Source organism: Nonomuraea sp. NPDC050478, assembly GCF_044458265.1.
Lineage (GTDB): Bacteria > Actinomycetota > Actinomycetes > Streptosporangiales > Streptosporangiaceae > Nonomuraea > Nonomuraea ferruginea.
The window spans coordinates 817,706-835,254 of sequence record NZ_JBITHT010000002.1; the positions used below are offsets into that span (position 1 = coordinate 817,706).

The following is a 17,549-nucleotide window of genomic DNA, read 5'->3' on the forward strand; positions in this document are numbered from 1 at the left end:
AAGAACCCCGCCTTCGCGTCCCACCACAGATTCCGATCACCGCACGCGCACCGCGCCAGCGTCAAGCTCGGCGGCTCGTCCTCCACCGTCCTCCTACCCGAGCGCCCCCTTCACCAGCTCACCTAGGCCGGCCGCTGCCGCGGCGAGCACCGCGTCCAGGTGATCCACCAGCGCGGAGTTCCAGTACATCGGGGTCTTCGCGCAGAGCACGCAGGGCCGTCCGCTGGTCGGAGGCACGGCGCCTGCCACGCGGCACCCCGGCGGCGTCAAGCGCACAGGATGGCGCGCCGGCGAGGTCGACCAGCTCCGACACGCCCGTGACTCGCCGCCGGATGATCCACGGTGCGGCTGCGGGGCTTGTTGATCGGCGGGTGCCTGCCGGACGGACAGCGTGCGGGTGCGCTCCCGCAGGCACGGCGCATGGTTGCGCGCCGTGTTGGTGCTGTCGTGGGCGGCTCGCGTCATGGTGCAATCGCCAGGGAAGCCGTGGCCACGAGCCGCAAGGTCATTCCACGCACCTTCCGCAACCAGCGGCATCCGCAGGCTTCGACTGGCACACACCGAACGTGGGCGGGCCGCCGCAACCGCAGGTCCCGCCGGGGGTTTGGCCCCATCCGGCGGTGGCGTCCGATCGCACTCGCCCCCGCACCGGCGAATACTCTGTACGCGTGGGTCTTGAGGGGGAGCTGGCCGGGGTCGCCGGCACGTACGGGGGCAGCGGCGATCCGGTGCGTCACCAGACGCGCTCGGACTCGGTGGTGGTGCGGCGCGGCGAGGTGGTGGTGAAGGCGCACGCCGTCCGGGAGGACGTGCCCGGCCTGCGCGCGCGATTACGCGCCTGCGCGTCCGCCGCGCTGGCCGGGGTGATGCTGGCGCCGCTGGTGCCCGACGTGCTCACGGTGTCGGGGCGGGCCGTGACGGTGTGGCCGGCGGGCCGCCCGATCAGGCGGGAGGAGGCGGATGACGCTCCCTGGGAGGAGGGCGCCAGGCTGCTGGCCCGGCTGCACGCGGTGCCTCTCACGCTGTTGCCGCGGCTGCCCGCGGCCGGCGGCCCGGGCAGGGCGGCCAGGGCGGTGCGGCGGATGGAGGGCGACGGGCCGGTGGAGCGGCTGATCCGGCGCGCGTTCGCGGAGCTGCCCGAGCCGGAGCCGGGGCCGGGGCTGCTCGCGCACGGCGACTGGCACCTGGGCCAGCTCGTGTTCCGCGACCGGTGGCTGCTGATCGACGCCGACGACCTCGGCGTGGGCGACCCGGCGTGGGACCTGGCCAGGCCGGCCGCGTGGTACGCGGCGGGCCTGCTGGAGCCGGAGGTCTGGGACCGCTTCCTGGGCGCCTACCTGGCGGCGGGCGGCCCGGCGCTGGGCGGCGACGACCCGTGGCGCCGCCTCGACCTGCCCGCCAGGGCGGTGACGGCGCAACTCGCGGCCGTGGCCGTCTGCCATGCCCACCGGGAAGGCAGGGAACTGGACGAGGTCGAGCATTCGTTGGTCGAATCGTGCAGCAGAATCGTCAGAGCGTGACGGCGACGCGCGCGATAGGTTTCACCCAGGACATCGAGGCCAAGGAGTGCGTGTAGATGCAGTGCCCGAAGTGCCGCGGCAACATGCGGACGTATGAGCGCAACGGTATCCACATCGAGCAGTGCGACAACTGCCGTGGGATCTTCCTGGACTACGGCGAGCTCGAGACGCTGACGCAGATGGAGGCGGCCTACCACGCCGCTCCTCCGCCGCCCGCGCCGGGCGGCCCGGCCTGGGGCGCGCCCCGGCCCGGCGGCCACTACGGCCACAGCAAGCATCACCGCCAGCGCAGCTGGGTGGGCATGCTCTTCTCCAGCTGATCCGTCAGAACGGGGCCGCGCGACCGCGAGGCCCCGTTTGCGCGATCAGGCCGGGAAGTCGTCCGGGTCGACCTTCGCGGTGCGGGCGTTGCCGCCGGAGATCGCGTGCAGGGTGATCCGCCAGTCGTGCCAGCGGATCTGCGTGGCGGTGTAGGTGGTCTTGAACCGCACCGACTTCTGGAAGCGCTCGAAGCTGCACTCCCGGGTGAACGAACGGCTCTTGCCGTCCCAGTCGACGCCGTGGGTGAAGTAGATGCGGTAGTTGCCGTCACCCACGTTGTTGATCTTGAACTTGGCCTTCTTGCGCACGTACACGCTGTAGACCTTGGACTTGCCGCGCACCAGGCTGATCACCGCGTCGCGGGTGCCGCCGTTGTGGATCTGCAGTGAGCTGCGGCCGCCGGAGCCGCCCTTGCGCAGGAAGTGGCCGTTGCCGAGCCGCCTGTTCTTCTTGCCCGCTGCCTTCACCGACACGATGTCGGCCTCGTAGTCGCCGGCGTCCTCCAAGGCCTTGCCGGCCCGGCCGAGCGCGGTCAGCGGGTCGTCCAGGTCGGTGAAGACGGCGGACGGGGTGCACAGGTCCCTGCTGCCCACCTTGGTCGCCGACGTGCCGAGCTGGAGCGCGACCTCGCGCAGGCTCTCGACGTACGCCGTGTGCTGGGCCTGGACCTCGGGCGGCGGGCTGAGCCGGGCCAGTTCGTCGGCGGCGCTCTGGAGGGTCTCCTGGGCCTTGACGACGCGCTGGTCGAGCGACTTCAGCGAGCGGGCGCCGGCCAGGGACTTGATGGCCTTGCTCATGTCGTCGCGCCGACCGTCGAGCTCGCCTTTGTAGGCGTCGGCGGTCAGCGCGGTGGGCACGGGGGTGGACGAGGTCGACGGGTCTCCCGCGACCGCCGCGCCGTCGCCGCCCGCCACGCCGCTCGCGCTGGTCTCACCACCGGTGACGGTGGGCGCGGCGCTGCACGCTCCGATTGTGAGAGCCGCCAGGGCGAGCGTGCAGGTGAAGATCCGAGGGGCAGTCACCTGCCACACTATCGCCCGCTTCATCCCCCGACGTCAATTCACGTTCCCGTGAGTCCCTTCTGCCGGGTACGGTGCGCCGCCACGTTGACCCGGTTGGCGCAGGAGAGCGAGCAGAAGCGCCTGCGCCCGTTGCGCGAGGTGTCCACGTACACGGTGCGGCACCCCTCACGGTCGCAGCGGCCGAGCCTGCGCCCGTCGGAGAAGCAGATGGCCATCGCCAGGCCGCCGGCGGTGGTGTCCTTGGCCCTGGCCACGATGTCGCCTTCGGTCGAGGAGAAGTGCAGGTGGGGCGTCAGTCCGTCGTGGGTGCTCACGAACGGCCTGGCAGCGGTGATCTCCAGCAGGTCGTTGACCAGGGTGATCTGCTTGGCGACCTCGGGCTCGCCGAAGACCGGGTCGAGACGGAGAGCCCAGGCCTCCATCTCCCCCGCCTGGGCGGGCGTCATCGCGGTGCGCAGCATCTCGTGCTCGGTCAGCAGCCCGGCGAGCGGCTCCGGCCGGAAGTCGGTGGCGTTGACCAGGGCCGCCGAGAGCGCGGCCCCGTTGCCCCCGTAAGTGTTGAAATGCACAAGACCATTACATCACCTTGGGGGCATGGACTCCAGACACCTCCATGACCCGCTCGCCCTGACCCTCGTCTCCACCCACGCCACCTCCGACGGCGTGGTGTCGTATCTGCGGTGCGCCTGCGGCGCCTGGGAGGTACGCACGTCGTGCCTCGTGGGCAGGACCTCGGGGGGCCGGGGGCGCAGCCCGTCGACTGGAGGCGCGCACTCGTCCTAGAGTCTGCTGCAACACCCCCACAGGAGGTCAGGCATGTCCAGCATCCCCTCTCTTCTCCGCGACCGGATCGCGGCCACCCCCGAAGCCGAGGCGTACCGGACGCCGTCAGGCGACGGATGGACGTCGCTGTCCTGGCGCGCCACCGGGGAGCGGGTCCGGGAGCTGGCGCTCGGCCTGGCCGCCCTCGGCGCGGGCCCTGACCGCCGGGTCTCCATCCTGTGCTCCACCCGCCTGGAGTGGATCCTGTGCGACCTGGCGGTGCTGTCGACCGGCGCGGCGACGACCACGATCTACCCGTCCAACACCGCGGCCGAGTGCGCCTTCGTCGTCAACGACTCCGGCACCTCGATCGTGATCGCGGAGAACGACGACCAGGTGGCCAAGCTGCGCTCGGTGCAGAAGGAGCTGCCTGACGTCACGCAGGTGATCGTGATCGACGGCACCGCGAGCGACGACGGCTGGGTGATCAAGCTCGACGACGTGCCGGGCAAGGCCGCGGCCGAGGCCGACTACGACGCCATGGTCGACGCCATCGGCGAGGCCGACCTGGCCACGCTCATCTACACCTCCGGCACCACGGGCCGCCCCAAGGGCGTGGAGCTCACCCACGACAACTGGCTGTACGCGGCGAGCGCGGTCCGCGAGCTCAACCTGATCACCTCCGACGACCTCCACTTCCTGTGGCTGCCGCTGTCCCACTCGTTCGGCAAGCTGCTGGAGGTGGTGATGATCGACATCGGCACGCCGACCGCGATCGACGGGCGGCTCGACCGCATCGCCGACAACCTGGGCGCGCTGCAGCCGTCGTTCATGGCCGCCGCCCCGCGCATCTTCGAGAAGATCCACAACACCGTGGCGGCCACCCAGCAGCGCGAGGGCGGCGCCAAGCTGAAGATCTTCAACTGGGCGCGCAAGACCGGCGTCCGGGTGGTCCGGGCGCGCCAGCACGGCGCCCCGATCCCGCTGACGACCAAGATCGAGTACGCGATCGCCGACCGGCTGGTGTTCAGCAAGCTGCGCGCCCGCTTCGGCGGCCGGATCCGCTACTTCATCTCCGGGGCGGCGCCGCTCTCGCAGGACATCGCCGAGTTCTTCGACGCGGCCGGGCTGACGATCCTCGAAGGCTACGGGCTGACCGAGTCCTCGGCGGGCAGCTTCCTCAACCGCCCGGCGAACGTGAAGTTCGGCTCGGTGGGCCAGCCCCTGCCCGGCACGGAGGTGCGCATCGCCGACGACGGGGAGATCCTCATCGGCGGGCGCGGCATCATGCGCGGCTACCACGGCCTGCCGGAGGAGACCGCCGAGGCGCTCGAAGACGGCTGGCTCCACACCGGCGACATCGGCGAGCTCGACGACCAGGGCCGACTGACCATCACCGACCGCAAGAAGGAGCTGATCAAGACCTCCGGCGGCAAGTACGTCGCGCCGACCCACCTGGAAGGCCGCATCAAGGCCGCGTGCCCGTACCTTTCGCACGTGTTCGTGCACGGCGACCGCCGCAACTTCTGCACCGCGCTGATGACCCTCGACATGGACGTGACCAGGCCGTGGGCCGAGGCCCAGGGCCTGCCGACCGACCCGGAGGAGCTGCGCGCGCACCCCCGGATGCGCGAGGAGGTCCAGAAGGCGGTCGACCAGGTGAACGCCGACCAGGCCAGCTACGCGACGATCAAGAAGTTCTCGATCCTCTCGCAGGACTTCGCGGTCGAGACCGGCGAGCTGACGCCCAGCCTGAAGGTCAAGCGCAAGGCGGTCGAGGAGCGCTACGGCGAGACCCTCGACTCCTTCTACGACGGCCAGGCGTAGCTCAGGAGCGCTTGAAGGCGGCCAGCAGGCGGTCGGCGGCGAGCGACGGGGTCAGGGTGCCGGCGAGCACCTCGCGCTCGATCCCGTCGCGGATCTCCGACACCCGCGGGTCGTCGCGCAGCTCGGCCAGCAGCCGGTCGTGCACCATCGTCCAGGTCCACCGCACCTGCTGGCGGCGGCGCTTGTCCGCCAGGTCCAGGCCCTCCTGATGGGCCAGGACCTGGCGCCACAGCTCCTCCAGCCCGTCGCCGGTCAGGCCGCTGCAGGTGAGCACGGGCGGCGGCGCGCTGTCGGAGCGCAGCATGCGCAGCGCCCCGGCCAGCTCGCGCGCGGCCTTGCGCGCCGCGAGCGCGTGCTCGCCGTCGGCCTTGTTCACCGCGATCACGTCCGCCAGCTCCAGCACGCCCTTCTTGATGCCCTGCAGCTGGTCTCCGGTACGGGCGAGCGTGAGCAGCAGGAACGTGTCGACCATGTCCGCGACCGCGGTCTCCGACTGGCCGACGCCGACGGTCTCGACCAGCACCACGTCGAACCCGGCCGCCTCCACCACGACGATCGCCTCCCTGGTGGCCTTGGCCACGCCGCCGAGGGTGCCGGACGTGGGCGAGGGCCTGATGAACGCGGCCGGGTCGACGGCCAGCCTCGACATCCGGGTCTTGTCGCCGAGGATGCTGCCGCCGGTCCTGGTGGAGGACGGGTCGACGGCCAGCACCGCGACCTGGTGGCCCTCCCCGGTGAGCATGGTGCCGAACCCGTCGATGAACGTCGACTTGCCCACCCCGGGCACTCCCGAGATGCCCACCCGCCGCGCCTTACCGGTGAGCGGGGTCAGCTCGACCAGCAGCTCCTGGGCCATCGCCCGGTGGTCGGGCCTGGTGGACTCCACGAGCGTGATGGCACGGGCGACCCAGGCCCGCGCCCCCGCCTTGACGCCCCGAACGTAGTCCTCCAGCGAGCGCACGCCACGCCCCTTCCTCGCAGATCCGGCTACAGCCTGACATCTTCGCCCACGCCGCAATGACACCGCCCCGGCACTTCGGATGCCGGGGCGGTGTCACGCGGAAAGCGCTACGCCCGCCCGCGCAGATCCTCCAGCAGTTCCAGTGCGGCGGTGGCGATCACGGTGCCCGGCGGGAAGATCGCGGCGGCCCCGGCGGCGCGCAGCTCGTCGAAGTCGCCCGGCGGGATGACCCCGCCCGCCACGATCATGACGTCCTCGGCGCCGAGGTCGGCGAGCGCCTTCTTCAGCGCGGGCACCAGGGTGAGGTGCCCGGCGGCGAGCGTGGAGACGCCGACGACGTGCACGTCGGCCTCGACCGCCTGCCTGGCCACCTCCTCCGGCGTCTGGAACAGCGGGCCGACGTCGACGTCGAAGCCCAGGTCGGCGAAGGCGGTGGCGATCACCTTCTGGCCCCGGTCGTGGCCGTCCTGGCCCATCTTGGCGACCAGGATGCGCGGCCTGCGGCCCTCGGCGCGCTCGAACTCGGCGCACGCCTCGCGGGCGCGCTCGATGTCGGCGGCCGGGCCCGCCTCGTCGCGGTACACACCTGAGATGGTACGGACCTGCTCGGCATGCCGGCCGAACACCTTCTCCAGCGCGGAGGAGATCTCGCCCACGGTGGCCTTCGCGCGGGCGGCGTCCACCGACAGCTTGAGCAGGTTGGCGTCGGGGCCGGGGTTGGCGGCGGCGTGGGTGAGCGCGTCGAGCGCCCGGCCGACCGCGGCCTCGTCCCGCTCGGCCCGCAGCGCGCGCAGCTTCTCCAGCTGCTGGGCGCGGACCGCGCTGTTGTCGACCTTGAGCACCTCGATGGGCTCGTCGGCGTCCGGACGGTACTTGTTGACACCGATGACGGGCTGGCGGCCGGAGTCGATGCGGGCCTGGGTGCGGGCCGCGGCCTCCTCGATGCGGAGCTTGGGCAGCCCCGCCTCGATGGCCTTGGCCATGCCGCCCGCCGCCTCCACCTCCTGGATGTGCTCCCAGGCGCGCTCGGCCAGGTCGTGGGTGAGCCGCTCGACATAGTAGGAGCCGCCCCACGGGTCGATCACCTGCGTGGTGCCCGACTCCTGCTGGAGCAGGATCTGGGTGTTGCGGGCGATCCTGGCGGAGAAGTCGGTGGGCAGCGCGAGCGCCTCGTCCAGCGCGTTGGTGTGCAGCGACTGGGTGTGGCCCTGGGTGGCGGCCATGGCCTCGACGCAGGTGCGCGCGACGTTGTTGAACACGTCCTGCGCGGTCAGCGACCAGCCCGACGTCTGCGAGTGCGTGCGCAGGCTCAGCGACTTGGGGTTCTTCGCGCCGAACCCGTCGACCAGCTTGGCCCAGAGCAGCCGGGCGGCCCGCAGCTTGGCGACCTCCATGAAGAAGTTCATGCCGATGCACCAGAAGAACGACAGGCGCGGCGCGAACCGGTCGACGTCCATCCCGGCGGCGATCCCGGCCCGCAGGTACTCGACCCCGTCGGCCAGGGTGTAGGCGAGCTCCAGGTCGCAGGTGGCCCCGGCTTCCTGGATGTGGTAGCCGGAAATGCTGATGGAGTTGAATTTCGGCATCTTTTCGCTGGTGTACGCGAAAATATCCGAAATTATCCGCATCGACGGCGCAGGCGGATAGATGTACGTGTTCCGTACCATGAACTCCTTGAGAATGTCGTTCTGGATGGTGCCGGCCAGCTGCTCCGGCGTCACCCCCTGCTCCTCGGCCGCCACGATGTAGAGCGCCAGGATGGGCAGCACGGCCCCGTTCATGGTCATGGACACCGACATGCGGTCCAGCGGGATGCCGTCGAAGAGCTGGCGCATGTCGTAGATCGAGTCGATCGCCACCCCCGCCATGCCGACGTCGCCGGCCACGCGCGGGTGGTCGGAGTCGTAGCCCCGGTGGGTGGCCAGGTCGAAGGCCACCGACAGGCCCTTCTGCCCGGCGGCCAGGTTGCGGCGGTAGAAGGCGTTGGAGTCGGCGGCCGTGGAGAAGCCCGCGTACTGGCGGATGGTCCACGGCTGGTTGACGTACATGGTCGGGTACGGCCCGCGCAGGTAGGGCGCGGCCCCCGGGTAGGTGCCCAGGAAGTCGAGCCCGTCGAGGTCGCGGCCGGTGTAGAGCGGCTTGACCGCGATCCCTTCCGGCGTCTCCCAGGCGGGGGCGTCAGGCCCCGGGCCGTCGCCCCCGGACGAGCGGGCCGTGAGCGGGACGGTCGAGAAGTCGGGGATCATCGGGTCACCTCCAGGTCGCGGAAGGTCGTGCGCAGGACGCCGAGCGCGTCGCAGCCGGCGTGGACATAGCCGTCGACGCCGTCATAGTCACCCTTCCCCGCCAGCCAGACCGTGCGCGCGCCGGCCCGTCTCAACGCGGCGGCGACCGCCTCGGCGTGCTGGCCGTAGAGCTTGTCGCTGGAGCACAGGCAGGCCACGGTGGCCCCGCTGACGGCGAAGGCGGTGGCGATCTGCTCGGGATCGGCGCCGGGGCCCGCGGTCTCGGTGTCGAGCCCGCCGGCCCGGAAGAGGTTGGCGGCGAACGCGGCCCGCGGCGTGTGCACGGCGACCGGCCCGATCGTGGCCAGGAACACCTTGGGCCGCTCGGCCTGCGCGTCGGCCAGGTCACGCAGCTCCTCGAACTCCTGCGCGTACCGGATCTTCGGCAGCCCGGCGGCGAGGGCGGCGGGCGAGTGGGACGCCAGGAACGGTCCAGAGGAGGAGGCTCCGTTGAGAGGCTTCTCCTCCAGATCGGGGAACTCGCTGACGCCGGTGAGCGGGAGGCGGCGGTGCGCGAGGTCGGCGGCGCGGCGCTCCCGGGTGGCGGCGACGCGGCCGGCGACCAGCTCGGCGGCGGCCTCGATGCCACCGGCCGCCTCGATCTCCTGGAACCAGGCCCAGGCCTGCCCGGCGAGCTCCTCGGTGCGGCGCTCGACGTACCAGGAGCCGCCCGACGGGTCGACCACGCGCCCGACGCCGGCCTCCTCCAGCAGCAGCGACTGCGTGTTGCGGGCGATCCGGCGGGAGAACGCGTCCGGCGGCCGGACCACCGCGTCGAACGGCTGCACGGTCACCGCGTCGGCGCCGCCGACCCCGGCCGCGAAGCAGGCGACGGTGACGCGCAGCATGTTCACCCAGGGGTCGCGGCCGGTCATCATGGCCGAGCTGGTCACCGCGTGCTGGCGCTGCGGCCCGGAGGCGCCGGTCACCTCGGTGACCCGGTCCCACAGCCGCCTGGCCGCCCGCAGCTTGGCGATGGTGGCGAACTGGTCGTCGGTGGCGGCGTATCGGAACTCGAGCTGGTCGCACGCCTGCTGGACGGTGAGCCCGGCGGCGGTGAGCGCGCGCAGGCCGGCCACGGCGAGCGCGAGCGAGCAGCCGAGCTCCTCGGCGTCGCCGCCGCCCGCGTCGTGGTAGGGGGTGGCGTCGACCGTGACGGCCCGCAGCCCGGGATGCCCGGCGGCGCATCGGGCCGCCAGCTCCGCGGCCTCGGGGCTCAGCGGCGAGGCGCCCAGGTTGCCCTGGAGCGGGGTGTCACCGGCCAGGGTGAGCAGGGCCTCGGCGGCCTCGGCCGTCAGCTCGCCCGCTTCCAGGACGACCGGCGCGAGGTCGAGGAAGACGCCCTTCAGCACCCGGGGCAGCTCGGCCACCGGGATCGCGCCGTCGCCGACGACGAGCCAGAGCGAGGTCACCCCGTTCTCCAGGTCGGCCATCACCGCCTCGGGGTCGGGCAGCGCGTGCCGCTGCCTGACGTCCCAGCCGCCGGCAGGTCGCGAGCCGCGCTCGAACGGCGCGGACGCGGGCAGGTCGGCGGCGTCGTACAGCGGTGCGACAGCCAGCCCGTCATAGGTGGAGTGGGACAGCGCCTCTTCGGGCGTCTCCGCGTCGACGCCGGACTTGCGCAGCACCGCTATGGCCAACGCCCGCCAGTCGTCGCGCGAGGTGGAAGGAAACCCCGCAGCCAGATCCATGGTCGGATAGTACGCATAGGCTGATTTACGAGGTAACCGGGGGTCGGCCCCAGTCCTACCCCTGAGGTGCCTCCCACGTGCGCCGCCATGTGACGGGGCCCACTACGCCGTCGTCGTCGATCTTCTGCTGGCGCTGGAAGCGACGGCACACGTCGCGCGACTGGGGCCCGTACGCGCCGTCCACGTCGATCTCCCACTCGCGCTCGGCCATCTTGGCCTGCCACGTGCGCACGTCGTCGCCGCGCGTCACCGGCGGGTACTTGAGCAGCCGGCCGGGGAACGGCGGCACGCCCGGCGGCTCAGGGGCGCCGTTGCCCCCGCCGTCGGGCCGGGGCGCGCCCCGGCGGACCCACGCGTACAGCGGCCCGCCCGGGCAGTCGGTGGCGTACCCGTCACGGTGCCCCTTGATCTCATCGCCCGCCCGCCCGTTCTGCCGGGTATGGTCAATGGCGTCCAGAATCGCGTGCAACATCCCGTCAGGCGGTTCCAACAGCCCCGCGTTGCCCACCAACCCGAGCACCGCGTAGTGGCCCCGGTTGAGCCCGGAGCCGTTGGCGGCGGGCAACCGGTTGAGCCCCCGTCCTTCGAAGACCTTTTTGTGCGGACATGCCACGAACGAGTAGCCGATGTCGATCCACCCGTTGCCGTCCATGTGCGAGTTCTGGATCGAGCGGACCAGCGCCGTGCAACGGTCGTGCTCGTCGACGATGCGAGGGTCGACCCGCCCGCCGGTGTAGTGGACCTTCACGCCCTTGGTCGAGTCGAGCCGGGTATGGCTCCCGCGCGGCGATCGGGCACCCCACGCTTTCCTGCTGATCAAGTCAATAGCCATGACTTACTCCCGGAAGACGTCACCTTGAACACTCAGCGTAACGTCCTCCCTCATTCAGGTGAGGATATTCGGTTGATTTTACCTATGGCCGGATGACCCGCTCTTCCGTCACGATCGCCGTGATCAGGTCATGTGGTGTCACATCGAAGGCGGGATTGAGCGCGTCCGTGCCTTCGGGAGCCACGCGCGTGCCGCGGAAGGCCACGATCTCGTCAGCTCCGCGGTCCTCGATCTCGATGTGCTCGCCCGACGGGGTGGCCGGGTCGATCGTGCTCTCGGGGGCGACGACGATGAACGGCACCCCGGCCCGCTCCGCGCCGAGCGCGAGCGCGTACGAACCGATCTTGTTGGCGGTGTCGCCGTTGGCGGCGATCCGGTCGGCGCCGATCAGCACCGCGTCGACGCCTCCCCTGGCCAGCAGGTACGGTCCGGCGCCGTCGGTGACGAGGCGGTGCGGCGCGCCCATCCTGGCCAGCTCCCAGGCGGTGAGCCGGGCGCCCTGCAGCAGGGGGCGGGTCTCCAGGGCGAGGACCTCGGCGAGCCTGCCGCGCTCGTGCAGGGTCTGCGCGACGCCGAGCGCAGTGCCCCGCTCGACGCAGGCCAGGCCGCCGGTGTTGCACACGGTCATGATGCGCAGCCGGTCGCCTTCGAGCAGCTCGGCGCCCCGCTCGCCCATGGCGTGGCAGGCCGCGATGTCGTCGTCCCTGATGCGCAGCGCCGTCTCCAGCACCGCCTCGGGCCCCTCCGGGATGCGGGCGGCGGCCCGGTCGACGCCCCAGGCGAGGTTGACGGCGGTGGGCCGGGCCGCGCGCAGCCGGGCGACGGCGTCCTGGTCGCCGCGGGCCAGCACCACGCCGAGCGCCCCCGCCACGCCGAGCGCGGGCGCGCCCCGCACGGAGAGCCTGCGGATCGCGCCGACCAGCTCGTCCACGGTCTCGACGCGCAGGGTCACGCACTCGTCGGGCAGCCGGGTCTGGTCGACGAGCTCGACGGCGCCGTCCACCCAGTCGATGGTCCTCACCCGCCGAACGCTAGCGCAGCTTCCAGGTACGGATCAGCGCCCGGCGATCACCCCGACGCCCCCGCCCGGAGAGATCGATCACCATACCGGCGAACCGGGGCGACCTGTAACGTAACGAACCATGGCGACTCCCCTGACGCCCGGCGATCCGGCCGAGCTCGGCGGCTACCGGCTGGCCGGGCGGCTCGGCGAGGGCGGGCAGGGCGTCGTCTACCTGGCGCATTCCGAGGCCGGCGAGCCGGTCGCGATCAAGCTGCTGAGCACGGGCGACCGCGAGACGCGGGCGCGGCTGGCGCGCGAGCTGGCGGCCCTGGAGGGCATCGCCTCGTTCTGCACGGCGCGGGTGCTGGCCGCCTCGACCGACGGGCCACGCCCGTACGTGATCAGCGAGTTCATCGACGGCCCCTCGCTGTTCGAGCGGGTGCGCGACCGGGGGCCGCTGGCGGGCGGAGACCTGGAGCGGGTGGCGATCGGCACGGCCACGGCCCTGGCGGCGATCCACGCGGCCGGCATCGTGCACCGCGACCTCAAACCGGCCAACGTGCTGCTGGGGCCGGACGGGCCGCGGGTGGTCGACTTCGGCATCGCCAGGGCCGAGGGGGCGGCGACCATGACGTCGGGGCTGATCGGCACCCCCGCCTACCTGTCGCCCGAGCAGATCGGCGGCGCCCCGGCGTCCCCGGCCTCCGACGTGTTCGCGTGGGCGGCGACCGTGCTGTTCGCGGCGACCGGGGTGAGCCCGTTCGGCGCCGACACGGTCCCCGCCGTGCTCCACCGCGTCCTGCACACCGAACCGGACCTGCGACCGCTCCCCCCGCGTCTGCGCGGCCCCATCGCCTCGGCCCTCGCCAAGGACCCGGCCCTGCGCCCCACCGCCCCCTCCCTGATGGTCCAGCTGGTCAACCCCGGCTCCCCCGGCCCGGTCGACGGCCCCACCGGGACGGGTGCTGGCGAAGGGCGGAGGGTGGATCGGACAGGGCCGGGGGCCCCCGCTCTCACCACCGGGCCGGGGCGCGGGCGCTCCAGGGCGGTGCTGGTCGGCGCGCTGGCCGTGGTGGTGGCGCTGGCGGCCGGCGGCGCGGCGCTGCTGTGGACGTACTTCGGCGCGAGGGACTCCGCCGCCCTTCCCACTCAGAACACCGTCTCCACGACGGTCCCGCCGTCCCCGAGCGGGGAGCCGACCCCGGCCGGGGAGCCGACCCGAGCCGGAGAGTCCACCCAGGCCGAGGAGCCCGTGCGTCAGGAGCCCACCCGCTCACCGGCTCAGAGCGGCCGGGGCGACCTGCGGATCCCGGCCGCGTTCGCCGGCACGTGGGAGGGCACCGCCGACAGCGAGATGCTGGACAGGAAGTTCGAGGACGAACCCGTCGCCATCACCCTCAAGGAGGGTGAGAGCACCGGCACCTGGCACGCCCCCGGCGAGGACGCGGGCTGCGAGACCGGCACACTCCAGGTGACGGAGGTGTCGGAGAAGAAGCTGTCGTTCCGGCTCGGCGGGCTGGGCGGTCTGTGCGCGGTGTACGACAGCGCCGGCGGCATGCGGGTGACGCTGGAGCGCACCGACGACAACGAGGCGGATTACCGGCTGACCATGCCGATGGGCGGAAAAAGTGACGGTGAGCTGAAGCGAGCAGGTTAAAGTTTTCGACACGCACACCCGAGGATGTGATCATAGACCCCATGTCTGTCATCAGGGAGGTGCCGTTCCCCAGCCCGGAAGACGCCGAGCTTCCCATGAACATCTGGCTCGACGACTCCGACTCGGCCGTCGACGTGATCGACGCGCTGGCCCTGTCGCCGTTCGCGACGGGCCTGCAGCCGTGGTCGCGGGTCGCCAGCCTGGAGCGGGTCCGCGCCGACGCGCCGCTGCGCCCCGCCGAGGGCCGCGTGGTGCGCACCGCCATGGTCGAGGACGGCATGGAGTCGCGGCTGATCTGCGGCGAGGGCTGGACCCTGCGGGTGATCAGGCACCGCAACCGCTCGGCCACCCTGAGCGTGAGCGCGATCAGCGAGGACCTGGCCCGCACCGTGCTCAAGGAGAGCGTCGCCGGCGCCGAGGAGGCCGCGCCGGAGACCGACCACGTGGAGATGGGCTTCTGGTGGCGCGGCTCCCACGGCGGCAACCGGTCGGAGAAGCCGATCACCGCCCAGCCGTGGGACCAGATCAGCGGCAACTACGCCGAGCGGGTGCGCGGCGGCCTGGCCGACCTGATGACGATCACCCCCGGCGACGTGAACGGCCGCCTCCTCCTGCTGCACGGCCCGCCGGGCACCGGCAAGACGACGCTGCTGCGCACGCTGGCCAAGCAGTGGCACGACTGGTGTCAGGTCGACTGCGTGCTCGACCCCGAGCGGCTGTTCGACGACCCCGGCTACCTGATGGAGGTGGCCGTCGGCTACGACAACGACGAGGACGAGAAGCAGCGCTGGCGGCTGCTCGTGCTCGAAGACTGTGACGAGCTGATCAGCGCGTCGGCCAAGTCGCAGGCGGGCCAGGGCCTGTCGCGGCTGCTCAACCTGACCGACGGCCTGCTCGGCCAGGGCCGCGACGTGCTGGTGGCGATCACCACGAACGAGGACCTGACCCGCCTGCATCCCGCCGTCGTGCGTCCCGGCCGCTGCCTGGCGCAGCTGGAGGTCGGCCCGCTGTCGCGCGAGGAGGCGGTCGCCTGGCTGGGCTCCTCCGACGGCATCGGCCCGTCGGGCGCGACCCTCGCCGAGCTGTACGCGCTCCGCACCGGCCGCACCTTCACCCCGGCCGCGTCCGACGACAACACCGGCCTCTACCTGTAGCCCGGCCGGCCCTACGACACGGCGACACGGACGCCTGAACCCGGGCCCGTGTCAGACGGGGGCCTCCACGGTGGCGCGGGCGGCGATCCTGGCGGCGAGCACGTGCTTGCACGGGCCGCGGGAGCCGCGGTGGTCGAACCACCACTCGCAGGTGCACGAACCCGGCCCGACCGCGACCCGGCGGACGCCGCCCGGCGTGGTGACCTCCGCGTGGTCGCCCTCCAGCCGCACCGCGCCCGACTCCACCAGGGCGCGGGCCGCGGTGAGCCGCGGGTTGAGCTCCGCGACCTGGTCGCGGTCGTACGGGAGCTCGCGGTGGAAGTGGGACGCGTCGTGCAGGTCGTACCCGACGCGGCCGGCGGTGCCGAGCTGGGTGAGCGCGGCGCGCACCCGCGCGGGCGGGAGGCCGGAGCGGTCGGCGAGCAGCCCGATCTCCACGGCGGGCTCGAAGTTGAGCAGCATGCCGATCAGGTCGGCGTCGCCGGCGGCCTCGTCGGTGGCCAGGTCCTCCAGCACCTGGCCCTCGCCGGAGAAGCCGCGCCACGGCTGCGGTGAGACCGCCAGCGTGTAGCGCATCCCGGGCAGCTCCAGCTCCCACGCGCTCGCCTGGTGCTCGGCGTCGCCCGCGGGGCCGTACACGCGCAGCGCCTTAGCGAACCTGAGCAGCGGCATGAGCGTGACGATCCGCCCGGTGCCCGACAGGCAGACGGCGCCGCGGCCGGGGCCGGCGGCCAGGCGCAGGTCGCGTCCGGCGGGCGCGGCCCAGACGGCGCCGCGCGCGCGGCGCGGCAGCGAGCGCAGGAAGCGCACCGCCTGCGGCCCGTTCAGCTCGGCCCGCAGGTCGAACCCGGCCGCGATCACCTGCACCTCGGCGAAACCGCGCAGCCACCGGGTCGGCAGCGGCACCTTCTTCTCCACCACGGCGCCGTCGAGCGTGGTGACGGTCAGCTCGTCGGGGCCAACGCCCAGGTGGAGCGGGTCACGGCCGCCGACCCGGCGCAGCGACTCGCGCAGCGGGCCGTTGACGTCGACGTTGGTGGTGCCGCGGTCGAGCACCTCGCCGTCGAGGGCGGTCACGTCGAGCCGGGCGTAGACGCCGCCGCAGGCGGAGAACGACTCGAACCTGAGCCGGTCGCCGTCGCAGGTCACCACCGGGTCGCGGGTCCAGCCGGGGCGCGGCTGGTGGTAGCGGGCCAGCGCCACGTCGGCCACCGCCAGCAGCCCGGCCGCGGCCGGGGCGGCCTGGGTGAGCAGGCCGCTGAAGAACCTCGGGTGCGTGTGGGGCCCGGACAGCGCCGTGCCGCCGGAGGTCGACAGGCCGAGCCTGCCGTCGGCGAGCGTGGAAGCCCCGGCGTAGGAGTACGCCTGCACTGCTTGAGTCATGGGCCGGACGATAGTGATCACGACCGACAATCAGGCCAGTACGTAAAACATCCGATGCGTGACCTGCGGCGCGACCCCACAATGGGGCTGGTGCTCACTGTCGACCGGCCCCGCGTCGCCCTCACCCGCTTCGCCGTGCCCCCCGTGCTCCCGGACACCGGGGACGGCTGGACCGGTGACGACCAGCGGATCGGCTTCCCCGCGACGCAGCTGGTGCCGTCGTGGACCGCGCGCACCCCGCCGGGCTCCTGGATCGAGGTCGAGCTGCAGGCGGTCACCGCCGAGGGCCGCCGCACCAAGTGGTACGTGATGGGCCGCTGGTCCGAGCACGGCGAGCCGCGCACGTCGGTGGCCGGCCAGGGCGACGACGACGGCGACGTGGCGGTCGACACGTTCGTGGCCCGGCGGCCCGTCACCGCCTACCGGGTCCGGGTGCGGGCGTGCGGGGCGGGCGCGCGGGTCGACGGGCTCGCGGTGATGGCGTCGGCGCTGCCGCCGCACCCGTCCGGCTCGCCGCCGTCCGGCCGCGAGCCGGTGGAGCTTGACGTGCCGGCGTTTTGGCAGCACGCGCACGCGGGCCACCACCCGGAGTACGACGGCGGCGGCGCCAACTGGTGCGGCCCCGCCGCGACGTCCATGGTGCTGGCCTACTGGGGCCGCGGGCCCGACGATCTGGGATGGGTCGGCGGCGGCTGCCCCCACCCGGCCGTCGACCACGCCGCGCGCGGCACCTACGACCGCAGCTACCTGGGCACCGGCAACTGGCCGTTCAACGTGGCGTACGCGGGCTCGTACGGCCTGCGCGGGTTCGTGACCCGGCTGAGGTCGGCGGCCGAGCTGGAGCGGTTCGCCCGCGCCGGGATCCCGGTGGTGGTGTCGCTGTCCTTCAAGGAGCGCGAGCTGCCCGGGTCCGGCTACTCCACGAGCGGCAACCTCATGGTGGTGACCGGCTTCACGGCCGGCGGCGACGTGCGGGTCAACGACCCGGCCGTGCCCGACGGCCGGGTGCGGCGGGTGTATCCGCGGGCGGCGTTCGAGCGCGTGTGGCTCAGGAGTTCCGGCAGCGGCGGCATCACGTACGTCCTGCACCCACCCGAGATGTCCCTGCCCGAGTCCGATGGCAATTGGTGA

The 17,549-nt window shown here is 72.7% G+C and carries 16 protein-coding genes; 7 read left to right on the plus strand and 9 right to left on the minus strand.

Features of this window, described 5'->3' with window-relative positions; translation table 11 throughout:
* Nucleotides 1–93 precede the first annotated feature (93 nt).
* Nucleotides 94–237 (minus strand): hypothetical protein, encoded by a 144-nt coding sequence (locus ACIBF7_RS11785; protein WP_397197059.1) that lies wholly within the window; start codon nt 235–237, stop codon nt 94–96.
* A 431-nt stretch (nt 238–668) separates the two neighbouring features.
* Between ACIBF7_RS11785 and ACIBF7_RS11790 the strand changes: the two genes are divergently transcribed.
* Both ACIBF7_RS11790 and ACIBF7_RS11795 read left to right on the plus strand, forming a co-directional pair.
* On the plus strand, nt 669–1,520 hold the full coding sequence (locus ACIBF7_RS11790; protein WP_148032514.1) for a phosphotransferase family protein: 852 nt from the start codon (nt 669–671) through the stop codon (nt 1,518–1,520).
* 56 nt (nt 1,521–1,576) lie between these two features.
* On the plus strand, nt 1,577–1,840 hold the full coding sequence (locus ACIBF7_RS11795) for a zf-TFIIB domain-containing protein (RefSeq protein WP_148032515.1): 264 nt from the start codon (nt 1,577–1,579) through the stop codon (nt 1,838–1,840).
* Between the two features lie 45 nt (nt 1,841–1,885).
* On the opposite strand, the gene ACIBF7_RS11800 is transcribed toward ACIBF7_RS11795, so the two are convergent.
* Nucleotides 1,886–2,863 (minus strand): hypothetical protein, encoded by a 978-nt coding sequence (locus ACIBF7_RS11800; protein ID WP_397197060.1) that lies wholly within the window; start codon nt 2,861–2,863, stop codon nt 1,886–1,888.
* Between the two features lie 38 nt (nt 2,864–2,901).
* Entirely contained in the window at nt 2,902–3,432 is a 531-nt protein-coding gene (locus ACIBF7_RS11805) for a CGNR zinc finger domain-containing protein (RefSeq protein WP_397197061.1), read from the minus strand.
* Nucleotides 3,433–3,457: 25 nt separating this feature from the next.
* Between ACIBF7_RS11805 and ACIBF7_RS11810 the strand changes: the two genes are divergently transcribed.
* On the plus strand, nt 3,458–3,646 hold the full coding sequence (locus ACIBF7_RS11810; protein WP_148032518.1) for a hypothetical protein: 189 nt from the start codon (nt 3,458–3,460) through the stop codon (nt 3,644–3,646).
* A gap of 33 nt (nt 3,647–3,679) precedes the next feature.
* Nucleotides 3,680–5,452: a long-chain fatty acid--CoA ligase gene (locus ACIBF7_RS11815; protein WP_148032519.1), complete on the plus strand. Its 1,773-nt coding sequence runs from the start codon at nt 3,680–3,682 to the stop codon at nt 5,450–5,452.
* Between the two features lies 1 nt (nt 5,453).
* On the opposite strand, the gene meaB is transcribed toward ACIBF7_RS11815, so the two are convergent.
* The 5 genes from meaB to mtnA all read right to left on the minus strand — a co-directional run bounded on the left by meaB (nt 5,454) and on the right by mtnA (nt 12,242).
* Nucleotides 5,454–6,413 (minus strand): methylmalonyl Co-A mutase-associated GTPase MeaB, encoded by a 960-nt coding sequence (gene meaB / locus ACIBF7_RS11820; RefSeq protein WP_148032520.1) that lies wholly within the window; start codon nt 6,411–6,413, stop codon nt 5,454–5,456.
* Nucleotides 6,414–6,520: 107 nt separating this feature from the next.
* Nucleotides 6,521–8,659 (minus strand): methylmalonyl-CoA mutase, encoded by a 2,139-nt coding sequence (gene scpA / locus ACIBF7_RS11825; RefSeq protein ID WP_148032521.1) that lies wholly within the window; start codon nt 8,657–8,659, stop codon nt 6,521–6,523.
* A complete protein-coding gene (locus ACIBF7_RS11830; protein WP_271276489.1) occupies nt 8,656–10,389 on the minus strand; it encodes a methylmalonyl-CoA mutase family protein in 1,734 nt (577 codons plus the stop codon). Before ACIBF7_RS11830 ends, scpA begins: the two co-directional genes overlap by 4 nt.
* 55 nt (nt 10,390–10,444) lie before the next feature.
* On the minus strand, nt 10,445–11,221 hold the full coding sequence (locus ACIBF7_RS11835; RefSeq protein ID WP_271276490.1) for an N-acetylmuramoyl-L-alanine amidase: 777 nt from the start codon (nt 11,219–11,221) through the stop codon (nt 10,445–10,447).
* 82 nt (nt 11,222–11,303) lie between these two features.
* Nucleotides 11,304–12,242 (minus strand): S-methyl-5-thioribose-1-phosphate isomerase, encoded by a 939-nt coding sequence (mtnA, locus tag ACIBF7_RS11840; protein WP_148032524.1) that lies wholly within the window; start codon nt 12,240–12,242, stop codon nt 11,304–11,306.
* Nucleotides 12,243–12,363: 121 nt separating this feature from the next.
* Here mtnA and ACIBF7_RS11845 point away from each other — a divergent pair, with 121 nt between their 5' ends.
* Both ACIBF7_RS11845 and ACIBF7_RS11850 read left to right on the plus strand, forming a co-directional pair.
* A complete protein-coding gene (locus ACIBF7_RS11845; RefSeq protein ID WP_271276491.1) occupies nt 12,364–13,881 on the plus strand; it encodes a serine/threonine-protein kinase in 1,518 nt (505 codons plus the stop codon).
* 41 nt (nt 13,882–13,922) lie between these two features.
* Nucleotides 13,923–15,035 (plus strand): DUF5925 domain-containing protein, encoded by a 1,113-nt coding sequence (locus ACIBF7_RS11850; RefSeq protein ID WP_148032526.1) that lies wholly within the window; start codon nt 13,923–13,925, stop codon nt 15,033–15,035.
* Between the two features lie 51 nt (nt 15,036–15,086).
* On the opposite strand, the gene ACIBF7_RS11855 is transcribed toward ACIBF7_RS11850, so the two are convergent.
* Nucleotides 15,087–16,418 carry an SWIM zinc finger family protein gene (locus ACIBF7_RS11855; protein WP_148032527.1) on the minus strand — a complete coding sequence of 444 codons (1,332 nt, stop codon included), beginning with the start codon at nt 16,416–16,418 and terminating at the stop codon, nt 15,087–15,089.
* Between the two features lie 81 nt (nt 16,419–16,499).
* Here ACIBF7_RS11855 and ACIBF7_RS11860 point away from each other — a divergent pair, with 81 nt between their 5' ends.
* A complete protein-coding gene (locus tag ACIBF7_RS11860; protein WP_271276492.1) occupies nt 16,500–17,549 on the plus strand; it encodes a peptidase C39 family protein in 1,050 nt (349 codons plus the stop codon).

Excerpts from the sequence above, each read along its gene's own strand:
- ACIBF7_RS11795 (WP_148032515.1), top strand. The coding sequence starts at position 1,577 with ATGCAGTGCCCGAAGTGCCGCGGCAACATGCGGACGTATGAGCGCAAC.
- ACIBF7_RS11810 (WP_148032518.1), top strand. The coding sequence starts at position 3,458 with ATGGACTCCAGACACCTCCATGACCCGCTCGCCCTGACCCTCGTCTCC.
- ACIBF7_RS11815 (WP_148032519.1), top strand. The coding sequence starts at position 3,680 with ATGTCCAGCATCCCCTCTCTTCTCCGCGACCGGATCGCGGCCACCCCC.
- scpA (WP_148032521.1), bottom strand. The coding sequence starts at position 8,659 with ATGATCCCCGACTTCTCGACCGTCCCGCTCACGGCCCGCTCGTCCGGG.
- ACIBF7_RS11830 (WP_271276489.1), bottom strand. The coding sequence starts at position 10,389 with ATGGATCTGGCTGCGGGGTTTCCTTCCACCTCGCGCGACGACTGGCGG.
- ACIBF7_RS11835 (WP_271276490.1), bottom strand. The coding sequence starts at position 11,221 with ATGGCTATTGACTTGATCAGCAGGAAAGCGTGGGGTGCCCGATCGCCG.
- ACIBF7_RS11845 (WP_271276491.1), top strand. The coding sequence starts at position 12,364 with ATGGCGACTCCCCTGACGCCCGGCGATCCGGCCGAGCTCGGCGGCTAC.
- ACIBF7_RS11850 (WP_148032526.1), top strand. The coding sequence starts at position 13,923 with ATGTCTGTCATCAGGGAGGTGCCGTTCCCCAGCCCGGAAGACGCCGAG.
- ACIBF7_RS11855 (WP_148032527.1), bottom strand. The coding sequence starts at position 16,418 with ATGACTCAAGCAGTGCAGGCGTACTCCTACGCCGGGGCTTCCACGCTC.
- ACIBF7_RS11860 (WP_271276492.1), top strand. The coding sequence starts at position 16,500 with ATGGGGCTGGTGCTCACTGTCGACCGGCCCCGCGTCGCCCTCACCCGC.